The 15,545-nt window shown below is 75.4% G+C and carries 11 protein-coding genes and 1 pseudogene; 2 read left to right on the forward strand and 10 right to left on the reverse strand.

Features of this window, described 5'->3' with window-relative positions; translation table 11 throughout:
• Positions 1-40: 40 nt before the first annotated feature.
• Positions 41-1,621: an alkaline phosphatase D family protein gene (locus ACN20G_RS24315; protein ID WP_424214933.1), complete on the reverse strand. Its 1,581-nt coding sequence runs from the start codon at positions 1,619-1,621 to the stop codon at positions 41-43.
• A 224-nt stretch (positions 1,622-1,845) separates the two neighbouring features.
• On the reverse strand, positions 1,846-2,754 hold the full coding sequence (locus ACN20G_RS24320; RefSeq protein ID WP_424214934.1) for an alpha/beta fold hydrolase: 909 nt from the start codon (positions 2,752-2,754) through the stop codon (positions 1,846-1,848).
• A gap of 328 nt (positions 2,755-3,082) precedes the next feature.
• Here ACN20G_RS24320 and ACN20G_RS24325 point away from each other — a divergent pair, with 328 nt between their 5' ends.
• A complete protein-coding gene (locus tag ACN20G_RS24325) occupies positions 3,083-3,886 on the forward strand; it encodes a GntR family transcriptional regulator (RefSeq protein WP_424214935.1) in 804 nt (267 codons plus the stop codon).
• 238 nt (positions 3,887-4,124) lie between these two features.
• Here the strand turns inward: ACN20G_RS24325 and ACN20G_RS24330 are convergent, their stop codons facing one another.
• From ACN20G_RS24330 to ACN20G_RS24355, 6 genes and pseudogenes are all read right to left on the reverse strand, one after another.
• The gene (locus ACN20G_RS24330; protein ID WP_424214936.1) at positions 4,125-5,282 is read right to left on the reverse strand and encodes an ROK family transcriptional regulator; all 1,158 of its coding nucleotides are present in this window, start codon (positions 5,280-5,282) and stop codon (positions 4,125-4,127) included.
• Between the two features lie 344 nt (positions 5,283-5,626).
• Positions 5,627-6,211, reverse strand: a complete 585-nt coding sequence (gene mug / locus ACN20G_RS24335; protein ID WP_424214937.1) for a G/U mismatch-specific DNA glycosylase — start codon at positions 6,209-6,211, stop codon at positions 5,627-5,629.
• Between the two features lie 14 nt (positions 6,212-6,225).
• On the reverse strand, positions 6,226-7,659 hold the full coding sequence (gene purB, locus ACN20G_RS24340) for an adenylosuccinate lyase (protein WP_424214938.1): 1,434 nt from the start codon (positions 7,657-7,659) through the stop codon (positions 6,226-6,228).
• 156 nt (positions 7,660-7,815) lie between these two features.
• A complete protein-coding gene (locus ACN20G_RS24345; RefSeq protein WP_424214939.1) occupies positions 7,816-8,583 on the reverse strand; it encodes an SGNH/GDSL hydrolase family protein in 768 nt (255 codons plus the stop codon).
• 146 nt (positions 8,584-8,729) lie between these two features.
• A complete protein-coding gene (locus ACN20G_RS24350; RefSeq protein WP_424214940.1) occupies positions 8,730-9,749 on the reverse strand; it encodes a hemolysin family protein in 1,020 nt (339 codons plus the stop codon).
• A gap of 335 nt (positions 9,750-10,084) precedes the next feature.
• Positions 10,085-11,431 (reverse strand): annotated as a pseudogene (locus tag ACN20G_RS24355) (hemolysin family protein); the annotation flags it as partial.
• A gap of 384 nt (positions 11,432-11,815) precedes the next feature.
• Between ACN20G_RS24355 and ACN20G_RS24360 the strand changes: the two are divergent.
• A complete protein-coding gene (locus ACN20G_RS24360; protein WP_424214941.1) occupies positions 11,816-12,250 on the forward strand; it encodes a GNAT family N-acetyltransferase in 435 nt (144 codons plus the stop codon).
• Between the two features lie 1,059 nt (positions 12,251-13,309).
• Here ACN20G_RS24360 and bioD read toward each other — a convergent pair.
• Complete coding sequence (gene bioD, locus ACN20G_RS24365) at positions 13,310-14,077, reverse strand: dethiobiotin synthase (RefSeq protein WP_424214942.1); 768 nt, start codon at positions 14,075-14,077, stop codon at positions 13,310-13,312.
• Positions 14,078-14,306: 229 nt separating this feature from the next.
• Positions 14,307-15,539 carry an adenosylmethionine--8-amino-7-oxononanoate transaminase gene (locus ACN20G_RS24370; protein ID WP_424215663.1) on the reverse strand — a complete coding sequence of 411 codons (1,233 nt, stop codon included), beginning with the start codon at positions 15,537-15,539 and terminating at the stop codon, positions 14,307-14,309.
• Positions 15,540-15,545: the final 6 nt, after the last annotated feature.

Consider the following 15,545-nt stretch of genomic DNA (forward strand, 5'->3'; position numbering starts at 1 on the left):
GCTCGCCGCCGACCCCGCGCCGGCGCCGTCACCGGCACCGTCACTGGCCGACGAGGCCCGGCCGCAGCACCTGTGTGAACAGGGTCTTCCCGCCCTGTTGGCGCAGCCGCACGGTCAGCTCCCCGCTGTCCGCGTCGATCTCGACCTCCCCGAAGTGCGGGGGGTGCTCCAGCGGGGAGCTGTTCGGCCGGGTCGGCGCGCCCGCGAACACCGCGCGCGGACCGAACGTCGGGTCCAGCCGCCCCTCCGGGAACGCGCCGGCGCTGAGCGGCCCGGACACGAACTCCCAGAACGGGGCGAACTCCCCGAACGCGGCCCGCTCGGGCGCGTAGTGGTGGGCGGCGGTGTAGTGCACGTCGGCGGTGAGCCACAGGGTGCCGGTGACGCGCTGGTGCGCGATGTGCCGCAGGAGCTCGGCGATCTGGAGTTCCCGGCCGAGCGGCGCGCCCGGATCCCCTTGGGCCACGGCCTCGAAGTCCGCGGCCCCGTCGGGCACGAGCACGCCCAGCGGCATGTCGGCGGCGATCACCTTCCACGTGGCCCGGGAGCGGACGAGTTCGCGCTTGAGCCAGGCGAGCTGTTCGCGTCCGAGGATGCCGACCGGGTCGTCGGTCTGCCGGCCGGGGGAGTTGGCGTTGCGGTGCGTGCGCATGTCGAGCACGAACACGTCGAGCAGCGGGCCGTGCCGCACCACCCGGTACATGCGGCCCTCGGTGCGCCCGCTGCGCAGGTCGACGGCGGGGGTGTACTCGGCGAAGGCGCGGCGGGCGCGGGCGGCGAGGACGTCCACGTCCTTCACCGTGTAGCGCGGGTCGTCGAGGATCTGCCCGGGGTACCAGTTGTTGCGCACCTCGTGGTCGTCCCACTGGGCGATCACCGGGACCTGGGCGTGGAAGGCGGTGAGGTTGCGGTCGAGGAGGTTGTAGCGGAAGTTGCCCCGGTACTCGGCGAGGGTCTCGGCGACCTTCGCCTTCTCCTCCGTGGTGACGTTGTGCCACAGGGTGCCGTCGCCGAGGGGGACGCTCGCGGCGATCGGCCCGTCGGCGTAGATCGTGTCCCCGCTGAAGAGGAAGAAGTCGGGGTCGAGCCGGCGCATCTCCTCGAACACCCGGAAGCCCCCCAGCGTCGGGTTGATGCCCCAGCCCTGCCCGGCGAGGTCCCCGGACCACAGGAAGCGCACGTCGGAGCGGCGGCCGGCGGGCACGGTGCGGAAGGTGCCGCGCACCGGCTCGCCGGCGCGGCGGGGGTCGTCGGGGTCGGTGAGCAGCACCCGGTAGTGGATCTGCCGGCCCGGGGGCAGGCCGGTCAGGGTGGTGACCCCGGTGAAGTCGGTGCCGGGGCCGAGCAGGGGGCCGGGGTGCCGGCGCACCCCGTGCCGGAAGGACTCGGTGGGGGAGGTCTCCACGAACATGCGGGCGGGCCGGTCCGAGCGGGTCCACACGGTCGCGGAGAACGGGGTGACCTCCCCGCACTGCACGCCCCACACGGCCTGGGGTCGGTCGGCGCGGACGAGCGCGGGGGCGCCCTGTCGGGAGCGGGCGAAGGCCCGCCCCGGCAGGGCGAGGGCGGCGGCGGACAGGGCGAGGGAACCGCCGAGCAAGGACCTGCGGGTGTGCGGCATCGGTGCGCCTCCAGCGCCGGGCGGGACGGGGATCGGGGCCGCCAGTGTGGCGCCCGCCCCCGGCCCGCCCGCGTCGGGCGCGCGAAGCGGGGATGAACACTTCCCACCCGCAAGATCGCCCCGCCCGGGCGCCCGACCGGGCGGGCGGGGCGGCGGACGTGAGGGCGGGCGGGCGGGCGTGAGGGCGGGCGGGCGATGGGCCCCGCTCGGGCCGGCCCGGCGGGTCAGCCCCGGCCGGCTCCCACCGAGGCCCCGGCCGCCCCGGCCGCTCCGGCGCGCGCGGCCTCGGCGGCGTCCGCGGCGAGGGTGGTGTCGCGCACGACGCGGGCCACCAGCGCGGGGTCGTCGTTCATGGGCACGTGCCCGGCCCCCGGCAGCCGCACCAGCCGCGCGCCCGGCAGGATCCGCTTGGCCCGCACGCCCTGCCGGGGCGGCAGCAGCAGGTCCCGGTCGCCCCAGGCCACGGTCACGGGCACGTCGGGCACGTCGTCCGTGAAGCGCACGGTCCGCCCGGCGGCCAGGGTGGAGGCGAAACCGGGGGCCCCGCGCAGGGCGCGGGTCTCGGCGAGCACCGCCTCGGGGGAGCGCCGGCCGGGCCGGGCGTAGATCGCGCCGGTCAGGGCGGCCCGCCCGGCGGCGGTGCGCACCAGGCGGGCGGCGGCCGCGTCGGGCAGCGCCCGCGCCCCGCCCCGCATCGCCAGCAGGACGAGGAAGACGCGCAGGCGCTCGGGTTCGGTCCAGAAGCCGGCGGGGGAGAGGGCGGTGACGGAGCGGGCCAGCCCCACCCGGCCCATCTCCAGGGCGAGCAGGCCGCCGAGGGAGTTGCCGGCCACGTGCGGCCGTTCCACGCCGAGGGCCGCGCACAGCGCGCCGAGCACGGGCACCACGGACGCGAGGTCGTGGGGCACGCCCTCGGGCAGCGGGTCGGAGGCACCGAACCCGGGCAGGTCCACGGCGATCACGTCGTGGTCGGCGGCGAGCAGGGAGGTCACCGGGCGCCAGGCCGCCAGGTGGTGGCCGATGCCGTGCAGCAGGAGCAGGGGGGTGCCGGAGCCGACGCGTTCGACGCGGACGTCCACCGGGCGGGGGCCGTCGGGGCCGGTGACGTCGAGGGTGAGGGTGGTCTCGGGCATGGGTGCGCGCTCCTCGGGGTGGGGCCGGACCGGGGACCGGCCGACGACGGGCTTGTGAGACTCGCTGTCAGTAGTGCCCCCGCAGTACACCCCGCACCCCTGTTCCGCACGGCCCGATCGCCAAGTCTTTACGAACCCTTTGGGCCGCCGAAGAACTTCCTGTGAACGGCGTACCACGCCGTCCGGATCCGTCCCGAAAAGGGGTCAGCATTGGTCTTGACCAAGGGTCCCCGCGCCCCTATGGTCGCAGGGATAGTGCAGGAACCTTTATTAAACAAGGGCGCATAAACGAGGCGCGGAACTTCTAGCAGAACCAGGGGAGCCAAGGGTGGGGACCACGCAACTCGAATCGGTGCCGGAGCCGAAGTACTGGCACCTGCGGACCGTGCTCAGCGAGGCGCTGGACCGCGACTTCGCCGTGGGCGAGGTGCTGCCCAACGAACGCGAACTCGCCGCCCGCTTCGGCGTCGCACGGGCCACCCTGCGCCAAGCCCTGGAGCAGCTCGAACTCGAAGGCCGCCTCCAGCGTCGGCGCGGCGTCGGCACCACCGTCGCCCCGCCCCGGGTCGGCGTGGACGTCGGCACCGCCGGCCGCGCCTGGCCCGGCCTCGGCGAGGACGACTGGGCGCCGGTCGACGGCGCCGAGAGCCCGGCCCCCGCCGGCCCCGCCCGCCTCCTCGGCCTCACCGCCGGCGACCCCGTCCACATCGTGCGCCGCACCCGCCTCGCCCAGGGCCAGGCCGTCGCCGCCGAACTCCTCCACGTGCTCCCCGAGTCCGTGCCCGGCCTGCCCGCCATCGAGGAGGCCACCGGCCCGGCCCGCGCCCGCGCCGTGCTCCGCGAACTCGCCCGGCTGCCCCTCGAAGGCCAGGACCGCTCCGTCGAACTCGGCTCCGCCGGCGCCGACGAGGCCCGCGAACTCGACCGGCTGCCCGGCGCCCCCGTCCTCGTGGTCACCACCCGCTACCTCACCAGCGGCGGGGCCACCGCGGCCGTGTCCGTGGCCACCTACCGGGCCGACACCTGCCGGCTCACCTTCGACGCCACCGGCGCCGTCGAGATCACCCACCAGGCCGCGCCCGGCACCGGCGCCGCCGAGCCCGAGGCACGACCGGCGGTCGCCGCCTCCTGAACACGTGGGCCCGCCCCCGTTCCGACCCGAGCGCGGTCGGCGGGCCCGCACCGACGAGGGCGGTCGTCCGTTCCCCCAGGCGGGGGCACGGACGGCCGCCCTCGTGGCGTGCGGGCGCTGGCTGCGGGCCGTGCCAGGTTCGGCCCGCCCGGTGGCGCCCCGGTCGGCGGGGCCCCGGCCGACCGTGACCCGCCCGGTGGCGCCCCGGTCGGCGGCCGGACGGTCAGCGGCGCCCCGGTCAGCGGCGGGCCGTCACCGTGCGGTCCACCGCGAACAACTCCTCCTCGACGTGGTCCAGCGCCAGCCGCAACGCCCCCGTCGCCACCGCCGCCTCCCCGAGCAGCGAGAGCGCCACCCGCGGCGGCCGCAGGCAGAACTGCGCCAACTCCTCGCGCAAGGGCTCCAGCACCGCGTCCAGCCCCGCCGCCCAGCCCCCGATCACCACAAGCTCCGGATCGATCGCGAGCACCAGCGCCGCCACGTCGTGCACCAGGCGCCGCATGAACCGCTCCACGGCCGCGACCGCGTCCGCCTCCCCGTCCCGGGCCCGCGCGAACACCCCCGCCACCGCCTGCTCGTCGAGCGGCGGCAAGGGCTCGCCCGTCGTCGACAGCAAATGCTCCGGCGTCGCCTCCCGCCCCAACAGGTGCAGCGCCCCGATCTCCCCGGCCGCCCCGCCGAAGCCCCGGTGCAGCCGGCCGCCGATCAGCGACCCCGCGCCCGGACTCAGCCCCGCCAACACGAACACCACGTCCTCGACGCCCTGCGCCGCGCCCTTCCAGTGCTCCGCCACCGCCGCCGCGTTCGCGTCGTTCTCCACGAGGACCGGGCAGCGGAACGAACGCCGCAGCCGGTCGCCCAGCGCCAGCCCCGTCCACCCCGGCAACGCCGTGCCCAGCCGCACCACACCGTCCGCCGACACGATCCCCGGCCCCGCGACCCCCACCGCCCGCAGCGAATCCCGCGCCACCCCGGCCCGCCGCAACAGGTCCGCGACCACCACGCGCACCTTCTCCAGGCGCTCGTCCGCGCCCGCCTCCTCGGCGACCTCCCGCGTCCCGGCGCCCACGACCCGCCCGTCCAGCCCGGACAGCAACGCGGCCACCCGGTGCGAGCCGATCTCGATCCCCAACAGGTACCCGGACTCGGTGTGGAAGCGGAACCGGCGCGCCGGACGCCCCTGCCGACGTGTCCCGCCCTCCTCGGCCGCCGCCTCCACGACCAGGCCCGTGCCGACCAGACCGTCGACCACGCCCTCCACCGTGGGCCGCGACAGACCCGTGCTGCGCGTCAGGTCCGTGAACGTCGCCGTGCCCGCCTCGCGCAGCGCGCGCAGCACGACGGCGGAGTTGATCCGCCGGAGCAGCGAGGGGTCCCCGCCGGTGAGCTGCCCCAACGTCCCGTCCTTCCGATCGGGGCCCGCCGCCGACCGGCCGCGGACCACATCCACGCCCGTCGAACCACGACCCCGCGCCGGGCGAACGCGCGGAACCCGGCGACGCCGACCGGCCGGACCCCCGGCCGCACCCGTCGCCGGCCGCTCCGCGCACACACGCGGGACCGGCCCCGGACCCGCCCCACCGGACCGTCACGCCGCGCGCGAGGTCCCGGCCGAGGGCCCGTCGTCCGGATCGTACTGCCCGCCCGGCCCCCGGGCGAGAAGCGCCCCCGAAGCCCGTCACACCGCGTCCCCGCAGGTCGGACGTGATCAGTGCGGGGTAGGGCGGGACAGGGGTTCTGTCATGCCGGGGGTCGGCAGGGATCGGCGGGGGCCGTCGGGTCCGCGGCGAAGGCCGCCGCCCGCAGCCGGCCGAACTCCGCCGCCATCCGCTCCGTGGACCAGCCCGCGTTCAGACCGCTCGGATTCGGCAGCACCCACACCCGGGTCGCCCCGAACGTCCGCTCCTGCTCCCCGATCACCGCCCGGCGCTCGCCGAACGCCGACCGGTACGCCGTCACCCCCACCACCGCCAACCAGCGCGGCCGGAACTCCGCCACCCGCGCCGCCAGCGCCACGCCCCCCGCCCGGAACTCCTCCGCCGACAGTTCGTCCGCCCGGGCCGAGGCCCGCGCCACCACGTTCGTGACGCCCAGTCCCAGCCCGAGCAGCTCCTCCTGCTCGGCCGGCGCGAACCGGCGCGGCGTGAAGCCGGCCAGGTGCAGCACCGGCCAGAACCGGTTCCCGGGCCGGGCGAAGTGGTGCCCGGTGGCCGCCGACAGCAGCCCCGGGTTGATCCCGCAGAACAGCACGCGCAGGTCGGGCGCGATCACGTCCGGCAGGACCCGATCGCGCACCGCCTCCAACTCCTCGCGGGAGAAACCCACCGCCCGGCCCGCCCTCAGAGGATCGCGCCGGGAACGTACCCGGCGGCCTCCGGGTACCGCTTCGCGATCTCCTCGACCCGCGCCGCGACCTCCGCGACCTGCGCCGCCGCCGCGCCCGTGAAGGACAGCTTGTCCGCCATCAGCGCGTCCAGGGCCGCCCGGTCCAGCGGGATCCGCTCGTCCGCCGCCAGCTTCTCCAGCAGCTCGTTGCGCTCCGCGCCCCGCTCCCGCATGGCCAGCGCCGAGGCCACCGCGTGCTCCTTGATGACCTCGTGCGCGACCTCGCGGCCCACGCCCGCCCGCACCGCGCCCATCAGCACCTTCGTGGTGGCCAGGAACGGCAGGTAACGGTCCAGCTCACGGGCCACGACCGCCGGGAACGCCCCGAACTCGTCCAGCACCGTCAGGAAGGTCTCCAGCAGCCCGTCGAACGCGAAGAACGCGTCCGGCAGCGCCACCCGACGCACCACGGAACAGGACACGTCGCCCTCGTTCCACTGGTCGCCCGCCAGCTCACCGGTCATCGACGCGTACCCGCGCAGGATCACCATCAGGCCGTTCACGCGCTCGCAGGAGCGGGTGTTCATCTTGTGCGGCATCGCCGAGGAGCCGACCTGGCCGGGCTTGAAGCCCTCCGTCACCAGCTCGTGCCCAGCCATCAGCCGGATCGTCTTCGCGAGCGAGGACGGCGCGGCGGCCGTCTGCACCAGCGCCGTCACCACGTCGTAGTCCAGCGAGCGCGGGTAGACCTGGCCCACCGAGGTGAACGCCCGCCCGAAACCGAGGTGCGCCGCGATCCGGTCCTCCAGCTCGGCCAGCTTCCCGGCGTCCCCGCCCAGCAGGTCCAGCATGTCCTGCGCGGTGCCCACCGGGCCCTTGATCCCGCGCAGCGGGTACCGGGCCAGCAGCTCCTCCAGCCGCCCGAAGGCCACCAGCAGCTCGTCGGCGGCCGTCGCGAACCGCTTGCCCAGCGTCGTCGCCTGCGCCGCCACGTTGTGCGAGCGGCCCGCCATGACCAGCTCCGCGTGCTCGGCGGCCAGCGCCGTCAGCCGCGACAGCACGGCCACCGAACGGTCCCGGGCCAGCTCCAGCGACAGCCGGATCTGCAGCTGCTCCACGTTCTCGGTCAGGTCGCGGGAGGTCATGCCCTTGTGCACGTGCTCGTGGCCGGCGAGGGCGTTGAACTCCTCGATCCGGGCCTTCACGTCGTGCCGGGTGACCTTCTCGCGCTCGGCGATGGAGGCCAGGTCGACCTGGCCGAGAACCCGCTCGTAATCGGCGAGGGCGGCGTCGGGGACCTCGATGCCGAGGTCCTTCTGGGCGCGCAGAACGGCGAGCCACAGCCGCCGCTCCAGCGTCACCTTGTACTCGGGGGACCACAGGACGGCCAGCTCCGCGGAGGCGTAGCGGCCGGCCAGGACATTGGGGATGCGAGGCTTGGCAGTCACGTGGAGTGAGTCTACTGGGGCTTTCGCCGTACGTTCACGCAGGTCCCGGGCGGGGCTCCCCTTGTGGCAAGCCACAAGGGGAGCGGGGCCGGGCGGGCGCCCGGTGAGCGCGCGGTGAGCGTCCGGCGAGCGAGCGGCGAGCGCGTGGTGGCGGGCTCAGCGGAACGGGGACAGTTCCGGACGCTTCGGCGGCCGGTCGTCGCCCGAGGAGCGGCCCGTCAGCCGACGCCCCACCCACGGCAACAGGTGCTCGCGCGCGAACCGCAGGTCCTCCCCGCGCCGCACCGCCCACGTCGGCGGCTCGTGCGGCGGCAGCGGGGCCCGCCAGTCGTACCGGGCCGGCATCCCCAGCTCCTGCCACACCGCCTCCGCGACCCGCCGGTGCCCCTCCGCCGTCAGGTGCAGCCGGTCCACGTCCCACAGCCGCGGATCGCTCAGCACCGGCGCCCCGTACAGGTCCACCAGCAGCGCCCCGTGCTTCGCCGCCAGCCCCTCCAGCACCCCGAACAGCTCCTCCATGCGGGGCTTGAACCGCTCCATCACCGGGCCCGCGCGGCCCGGCGAACGCATCAGCACGAGGGTCCCGCAGGCCGGCGCGAGCCGCTCCACCGCGGACTCCAGGCGGTCCCGGACCCGCCCCATGTCCACCTTCGGCCGCAAGGTGTCGTTCAACCCGCCGACCAGGCTCACCACGTCCGGCCGCATCGCGACCGCCGCGTCCACCTGGTCGTCGACGATCTGCGCGATCAGCTTCCCGCGCACCGCGAGGTTCGCGTACCGGAACCCCGGGTCCAGCGCGCCGAACCGGGCGGCCAGCAGATCGGCCCACCCCCGGTAGGAGCCGTCCGGCAGCAGGTCGGACATGCCCTCGGTGAAGGAGTCCCCGAGGGCCACGAAACTGGTGTACGGCACATTCATCTCCATGAGGGGAGCGATGCTACCCCGACCGCCCCCGGCCCCCGGGGCCCCACCCCACCGGCCCCTCGGCGAGGTGGGTGGGCGGGCGGTACGGGGTCGGGGGTGGTGGGGGCGAGGTCGGTATCGGGGTCGGGGTCGGTGTGGGTGTCGCGTCAGTGCGGGTGCGGGCGGCCGAACAACTCCCGCAGCACGTCCTCCATCGTCACCAACCCGCTCAAGGTCCCGTCCGGGGCCCGCACCGCCGCCAGGTGCGCCCGCCCCCGACGCATCGCCGTCAGCACGTCGTCCAACGGCGCGTCCGCCCGCACCCGGGCGATCGGCCGCAACTGCCCGAGCGTGAACGCCGCGTCCCGGTCCACCGCGTCCAGGGCGTCCTTGACGTGCAGGTACCCCAGGATCCGCCGGTCCCCGTCGATCACCGGGAACCGTGAGTACCCGGTCCGCGCCGACAGCGCCTCCAACTCCTCCGGCGTGATCCCCAACCGGGCCGGCACCACCCGGTCCGCCCGCAACACCACCTCCGCCACCGGCCGGCGGCCCAGCTCCAACGCGTCGTGCAGCCGCTCCCCGGCCCGCTCGTCCAACAGGCCCGCCTCGTGCGAGTCCGTCACCATGCGGGCCAGCTCGTCGTCCGAGAACGTCGCCGACACCTCGTCCTTGACCTCCACCCGCAGCAACCGCAGCAGCGCGTTCGCGAACGCGTTCACCGCGAAGATCACCGGCCGCAGCCCCCGCGTCACCGCCACCAGCGGCGGTCCCAGCGCCAACGCCGTCCGCACCGGCTCGGCCAGCGCCACGTTCTTCGGGACCATCTCCCCGAACAGCATGTGCAGGTACGTCGCCAGCGCGAGCGCCACCGCGAAGGAGACCGCGTGCGACAGCCCGCCCGGCACGCCCACGAGGTCGAGCAGCGGGGTCAACAGGTGCGCGATGGCCGGCTCCGCCACGATGCCCAGCACCAGCGTGCACAGCGTGATCCCCAACTGCGCCGCCGCCATCAACGCCGACACGTGCCGCAGGCCCCACAACACGCTGTGCGCCCGCCGGTCACCCCGCTCGGCGTGCGGCTCGATCTGACTGCGCCGCACCGAGATCAGGGCGAACTCGGCGCCGACGAAGAACGCGTTGACGACCAGGGTCGCCAGACCGATCAACAACTGCACGAGCGTCATCGGCCGGACCCCCGATCGGACGGGTCGGTGGGGTCGGTGGGGGTGGACGGGGTGGACGGCGTCGGGTCGGGGGGTGTCGGGTCGGGTGGGGTGTGGTCGGGGGAGTCCTGGGCGCCTGCGGCTTGATCAGGGGTGGCTTGATCCGGGGTGGCCCGGTCGCCGCGACGGAGTCGGCGGCGGCGGGTGCGTCGTGCCGTCCGCCGGGAGCGCCCGGACCGATCCGGACCCGGGCGCGTGGCCCGCGTGCCGTCCGGGCTCGCCGTGCCGTCCACGCCCTCCGCGTCGCCGATGCCTCCGACCACCTCCGTCCCCGCGTGCCCGCTACCCGCCCCGGTCCCGGCGTCGGCATCGGCGTCCGGATCCGGTTCGGGCTCCGGGGAGCGCAGCAGCACGTGCGCCGCACGCCGCCCGGCCGCGTCCCGCACCTCCAGCTCCCACCCGTCCGGCTGCCGCACCACGTCGCCCACCGCCGGGATCCGGCCCAGCTCCGTCGCGATGAACCCGGCCAGGGTCTCGTACGGCCCGTCCGGCACCCGCAGCCCGATCCGCGCCACCTGGTCCGCCCGCGCCGAACCGTCCGCCGCCCACAGCGTCCGGCCCCGCCCGTCCGTCCCGGCCGGGGCCAGATCGGGGGTCTCGTGCGGATCGTGCTCGTCCCGCACCTCCCCGACGACCTCCTCGACGATGTCCTCCAACGTGGCCACCCCCGCCGTGCCCCCGTACTCGTCGATCACCACGGCCATCGTGCGCCCGCGCCCGCCCGACAAGCGGTCCAACAACCGGTCCACCGTCAACGACTCCGGCACCAACAACGGCTCCCGCAGCAGCCGCTCCACCGGACACCGGTGCCGCTCCGCCGCCGGCAACGCCAGCACGTCCTTGATGTGCACCGTCCCCACCACCGAATCCAGATTCCCCCGGTAGACGGGGAAACGGGACAGGCCCGTGGCCATCGTCGCGTTCGCCACGTCCTCCGCCGTCGCCCGCACCTCCAGCGCCGTCACCTGCACGCGCGGGGTCATCACGTTCTCCGCCGTCAGATCCGCCAGGTTCAAGGTCCGGACGAACAACTCCGCCGTGTCCTTCTCCAGCGCCCCCTCCCGCGCCGAATGCCGGGCCAACGCCACCAGCTCCTTCGGCGATCGGGCCGAGGCCAACTCCTCCGTCGGCTCCAGACCCAACCTGCGCACCAGATGGTTCGCGGTCGTGTTCAGATGCGAGATCAACGGCCGGAACACCCGGCTGAACACCCGCTGCGCCGACGCCACCCGCCGGGCCACCGCCAACGGCGACGAGATCGCCCAGTTCTTCGGCACCAACTCGCCCACCACCATCAACACCACCGTCGACAAGGCGGTCCCCAACACCAGCGCCGTCGAGGAGGCCGCGGACTCCGACAGCCCCAGGTCCGTGAACGGCCCCCGCAGCAGGCTCGCGATGGACGGCTTCGAGATCATGCCGATGACCAGCCCGGTCACCGTGATGCCGAGCTGCGCCCCGGACAGCTGGAAGGTCAGACTCCGCACGGCCGCGAGCGCGCTCTCCGCCCCACCGTCCCCCCGTTCGACGGCGGCCTCCAGCTCGGAGCGCTCCACCGTCGTCAACGAGAACTCGGCGGCCACGAACACACCACAGGCCAGGCACAACAACAGGGCGACGACGAGCAACACGACCTCGGTCACGACCTGACTCACCTCCGTCCCATGCGTCCCATGCTCGGCCGGCCCCCACGAACCCGCGCGCCACCGGCCACACCCGGCCCACCCACCGCCCCACCCGTGGCCCACCCGTGCCCCACCGGGGCGCGGCCCCGGACACCGAGCGCGACGAAGGCGCCGATTGCGCCGACCGGGCGACGGACCCGGTGGGGCGCCGGGCGCCGGGGCGGTGGCGGGGCGGTGCGCCTGGCCGGGTGCCGGGTGCCGGGCGGTCTGGTGGCTGGGTGGCCGGGTGGCCGGGTGGTCTGGTTGGACCGTCGATGCTTTCGGCGACCGTGTGCCCGCGCCCACGGCGATCACGCACCCGGGCTGTGCGCCGCTTCGGAGCGTCGTGATGGGATGCCGATCATGAAGACTTCGGAAGCCCCGCACATCCGCCCCGCCCGCCACGACGAACTCGACGCCGTCCTCGCCTTCTGGCGCGACGCGGCCAAGGGCACGAGCGTCAGCGACGACCGGGCCGGCATGGAGACCCTCCACGCCCGCGACCCCGAGGCCCTCCTCCTCGCCTTCGACGGCGACACCCTCGCCGGGACCCTCATAGCGGGCTTTGACGGCTGGCGTTGCTCCCTCTACCGCCTCGCCGTCCACCCCGCGCACCGCCGCCGGGGCATCGCCTCGGCCCTCCTCGCCACGGCGGAAGCCCGCTTCCGAGCCTTGGGCGGCCGCCGCGTCGACGCGATGGTGCTGCTCGACAACCCGGAGGGCCAGGGCTTCTGGACCGAAGCGGGCTTCGAACGCCAGACGACGTGGGCGCGGTGGGTGAAGCCGCTGGAGGGGTGAGGGCGGAAGGGTGCGGCGGGGGGATGCGGCCGTGTGGGGTAGGTGCCGTCGGCGGGGTGCGGGTGGGTTGGTGGTGTGTCGTGGGCTGGTGTGGTGTCGGGTCGTTCCCGTCAGCTCGATCGTCTCGCGTCGTCGGGGACGGCTTCAAGGGCGCTCCCTTCGGTCGCGTCGCTGCGCGATGGCGCTGCGCGCCACCCTTGACCCCGTCCCCGCCGACGCAAGCCAACCGCTCTGCCGGCACCGCCCCCAATCCGGAAAGAAACGTGCCGGGCGGGGGGCCAGTCTCCGGCGAAGGCCGTCCCCTGTCTGCGGCCCGGCCAGTGGAAGCGCACCAGGCCCGGCCGCGCCCGGGACGCCCATGCGTCAGACGGCTGGGGCATGTGGTGGCGCACCAGGCCCACCGCGCCCGGGACGCCCATGCGTCAGACGGCCGCTCGACGTGGCGACACGCCGGGCGGTACGCAGTCAGACCCGTCAGGTGTCAGACGGCCGCCCCGTGGGGCACACCAGCCCGGCCTCAGCCGGGCCTGCCAAGTGTCAGACGGCTGCTCGACGTGGCGACACGCCGGGCCGGTCGTAGTCGGGCCCGCCTGGTGTCAGACGGCCGGGGCTTGTGGTGCACGACGGGCCCGCACGCGCCCGAGACCGCCCGGTGAGCGCGGCGGATGGCGGGGCGCACGGTCGCATTTCATGAGGCGGACCACCCCAGCCGCCCCCGGGCCTCTCGCCTGCCGTGGACCAACCCCGACCCCGAGCGAACCGGCGAACGGCCACGGCCCAGACCCCGCCGCCCCCTCCGCCGCCCCTGGGAAAAGCTTTTGACCTACCCGCCGCCGGCAGGCGGCCACCCCGGCCGCGTACCCGCCCGCAGACGGCGACGCACCCCCGCCCCAGGCCCCTCCCCGCCGCCACCGGGAAACGCTGTTGACCTACCCGCCGCCGGCAGGCGGCCACACCCGCCGCGCACCCACCCGCAGGCGGCCACGCTCCGCGTCCCGCCCCGCGTCCCGCCACGCTCCGCGTCCCGCTCCGCCCCGCGCCCCGCCCCCCGGGTGTCGCTCAGCCCGCGTATGGCTCCGGGGACCAGTGGGTCGTGAAGGTTTCCGCTGACCAGGTGCCGCCCAGGCGGGGGGCCAGCCAGGTGGGGGCCTGGGTGCGGAAGGTGTGTGGGGGGAGGGTGCCCGCGCCCGTGGGGATCGCGCCCAGGAGGGGGGCGTTCGCCGCCGTGGGGAGGTCGGTGAGGTTGCAGCGGGTGGCCAGGTCGGGGTCGGTGGGCCAGCTGCCCACGACCACGCCCAGCGAGTCGATGCCGCGTGCCGCCAGCGCCTCCGCCGTGAGGGCGGTCGCGTTGAGGGTGCCCAGGCCGGCCTGGGCGACGGTCAGGACCGGGGCGTCCAGGGCGCGGGCCAGGTCGGCGAGGGTGTGGCCGGCCGCGTCGAAGCGGACGAGCAGGCCGCCCGCGCCCTCCACGAGCACCAGGTCGTGGGTCTCGGCCAGGTCCCGGACGGTCTCGGCGACCTCCTGCGGGTGCACGGTGGGCAGGCCGGCGCGCCGGGCTGCGGTGTCCGGGGCCAGGGGCTCGGGGTAGCGGGCCGATTCGACGGCGGTGAGTTCGGCGCCGGCCAGGCGCGCGACCTCCGCCACGTCGCCGTGCTCGCCGGGGGCCATGCCGGTCTGCGCGGGCTTGACCACGGCCACCGAGCGGCCGGCGGCGTGCGCGGCGGCCGCGAGGGCCGCCGTCACGACGGTCTTGCCGATCTCGGTGCCGGTGCCGGACACGAGGACGACGCGTCCGCGGCGCTGCGTGGGGGTGTGGGTCTCGGTCATCTTCTCGTCCGTTGGTTCGTTGGTTCGGTCGTGGTCGCTAGGTCGTCTCTTTTGGATCTTGCCGGTTAAGCCCGCGTCGTCTGGTGCCGTGCATCGCAAGGCGGAGGGGCGCCCTCGTACTGGGGTACGTGGGTGTTCCCGACAACGCGGCGTGGGGGTACCCCCGGGCGGAGCCTGGGGGAGTGCGGTGCCAGGCGGCGCGGGTCAGGCAAGATCCGGAAGAGACGGCCTAGCCCTCGCGGGCCGCCGCCACGACCGCGCGGGTGATGCGGGCCACGTCCTCGTCGCCCGTCACGAAGGGCGGCATCGTGTAGATCAGGTCCCGGAACGGGCGCAGCCACACCCCTTCGCGGACCGCCGCCGCCGTGGCCTTGGCCATGTCGACGGGGTGGTCGAGCTGCACCACCCCGATCGCGCCCAGCACCCGTACGTCGGCGACGCCCGGCAGGTCGCGGGCCGCTTCGAGGCCCGCGCGCAGGCCGGACTCGATGCGGGCGACCTCGGCCCGCCAGTCCTGGCCCAGCAGCAGGTCCACGGAGGCCAGGGCCACCGACGCGGCCAGCGGGTTGCCCATGAAGGTGGGGCCGTGCGCGAGGACCGGGACCTCGCCGCGGGAGATGCCGTCGGCGACCCGCTCGGTGCACAGGGCGGCCGCCAGGCTGAGGTAGCCGCCGGTGAGGGCCTTGCCCACGCACATCACGTCCGGGACCACCCCGGCGTGGTCGGCGGCGAAGAGGGCGCCGGTGCGGCCGAAGCCGGTGGCGATCTCGTCGAGGATCAGCAGGACCCCGTGCCGGTCGCACAGGTCCCGCAGGACCCGCAGCCAGGCGGGGGAGTGGAAGCGCATGCCGCCGGCGCCCTGGACCACCGGTTCCACGATCACCGCGGCCAGCTCCTCGGCGTGCGCGCCGATGAGGGCGTCGAGGTGGGCGGCGTAGGCCGGGTCGGGCTCGGCGTCGAAACCGGCGGGCGGGGCGTCGGCGAACACGTGACGGGGCAGGCTGCCCTGCCACAGGTCGTGCATCCCGCCGTCCGGGTCGCACACGGCCATCGGCTGCCAGGTGTCCCCGTGGTAGCCGCCGCGCCAGGTCAGCAGGCGGGTCTTGCCGGTGCGGCCCAGCGAGCGCCAGTACTGGAGGCACATCTTGACGGCGACCTCGACGGCCACCGAGCCCGAGTCGCAGAGGAACACGTGCTCCAGCCCGGGCGGGGTGATCTCCACCAGGCGGGCGGACAGTCGCACCGCCGGCTCGTGGGTGAGGCCGCCGAACATGACGTGCGACATGCGGTCGAGCTGGCCGCGCACCGCGTCGTTCAGGACGGGGTGGTTGTAGCCGTGGATCGCCGACCACCACGAGGACATGCCGTCGACGAGCTCGTCCTGCCCGTGCGCCGGAGCGGCCAGGCGCAGGCGGACCCCGGACGCCGAGTCGACGAGCAGGGGTTCCTGCCGGCCGGGCATCGGCCC

The sequence above is a fragment of the Streptomyces dryopteridis genome (genome assembly GCF_049606955.1).
In the GTDB taxonomy this organism is placed as follows: Bacteria; Actinomycetota; Actinomycetes; order Streptomycetales; family Streptomycetaceae; genus Streptomyces.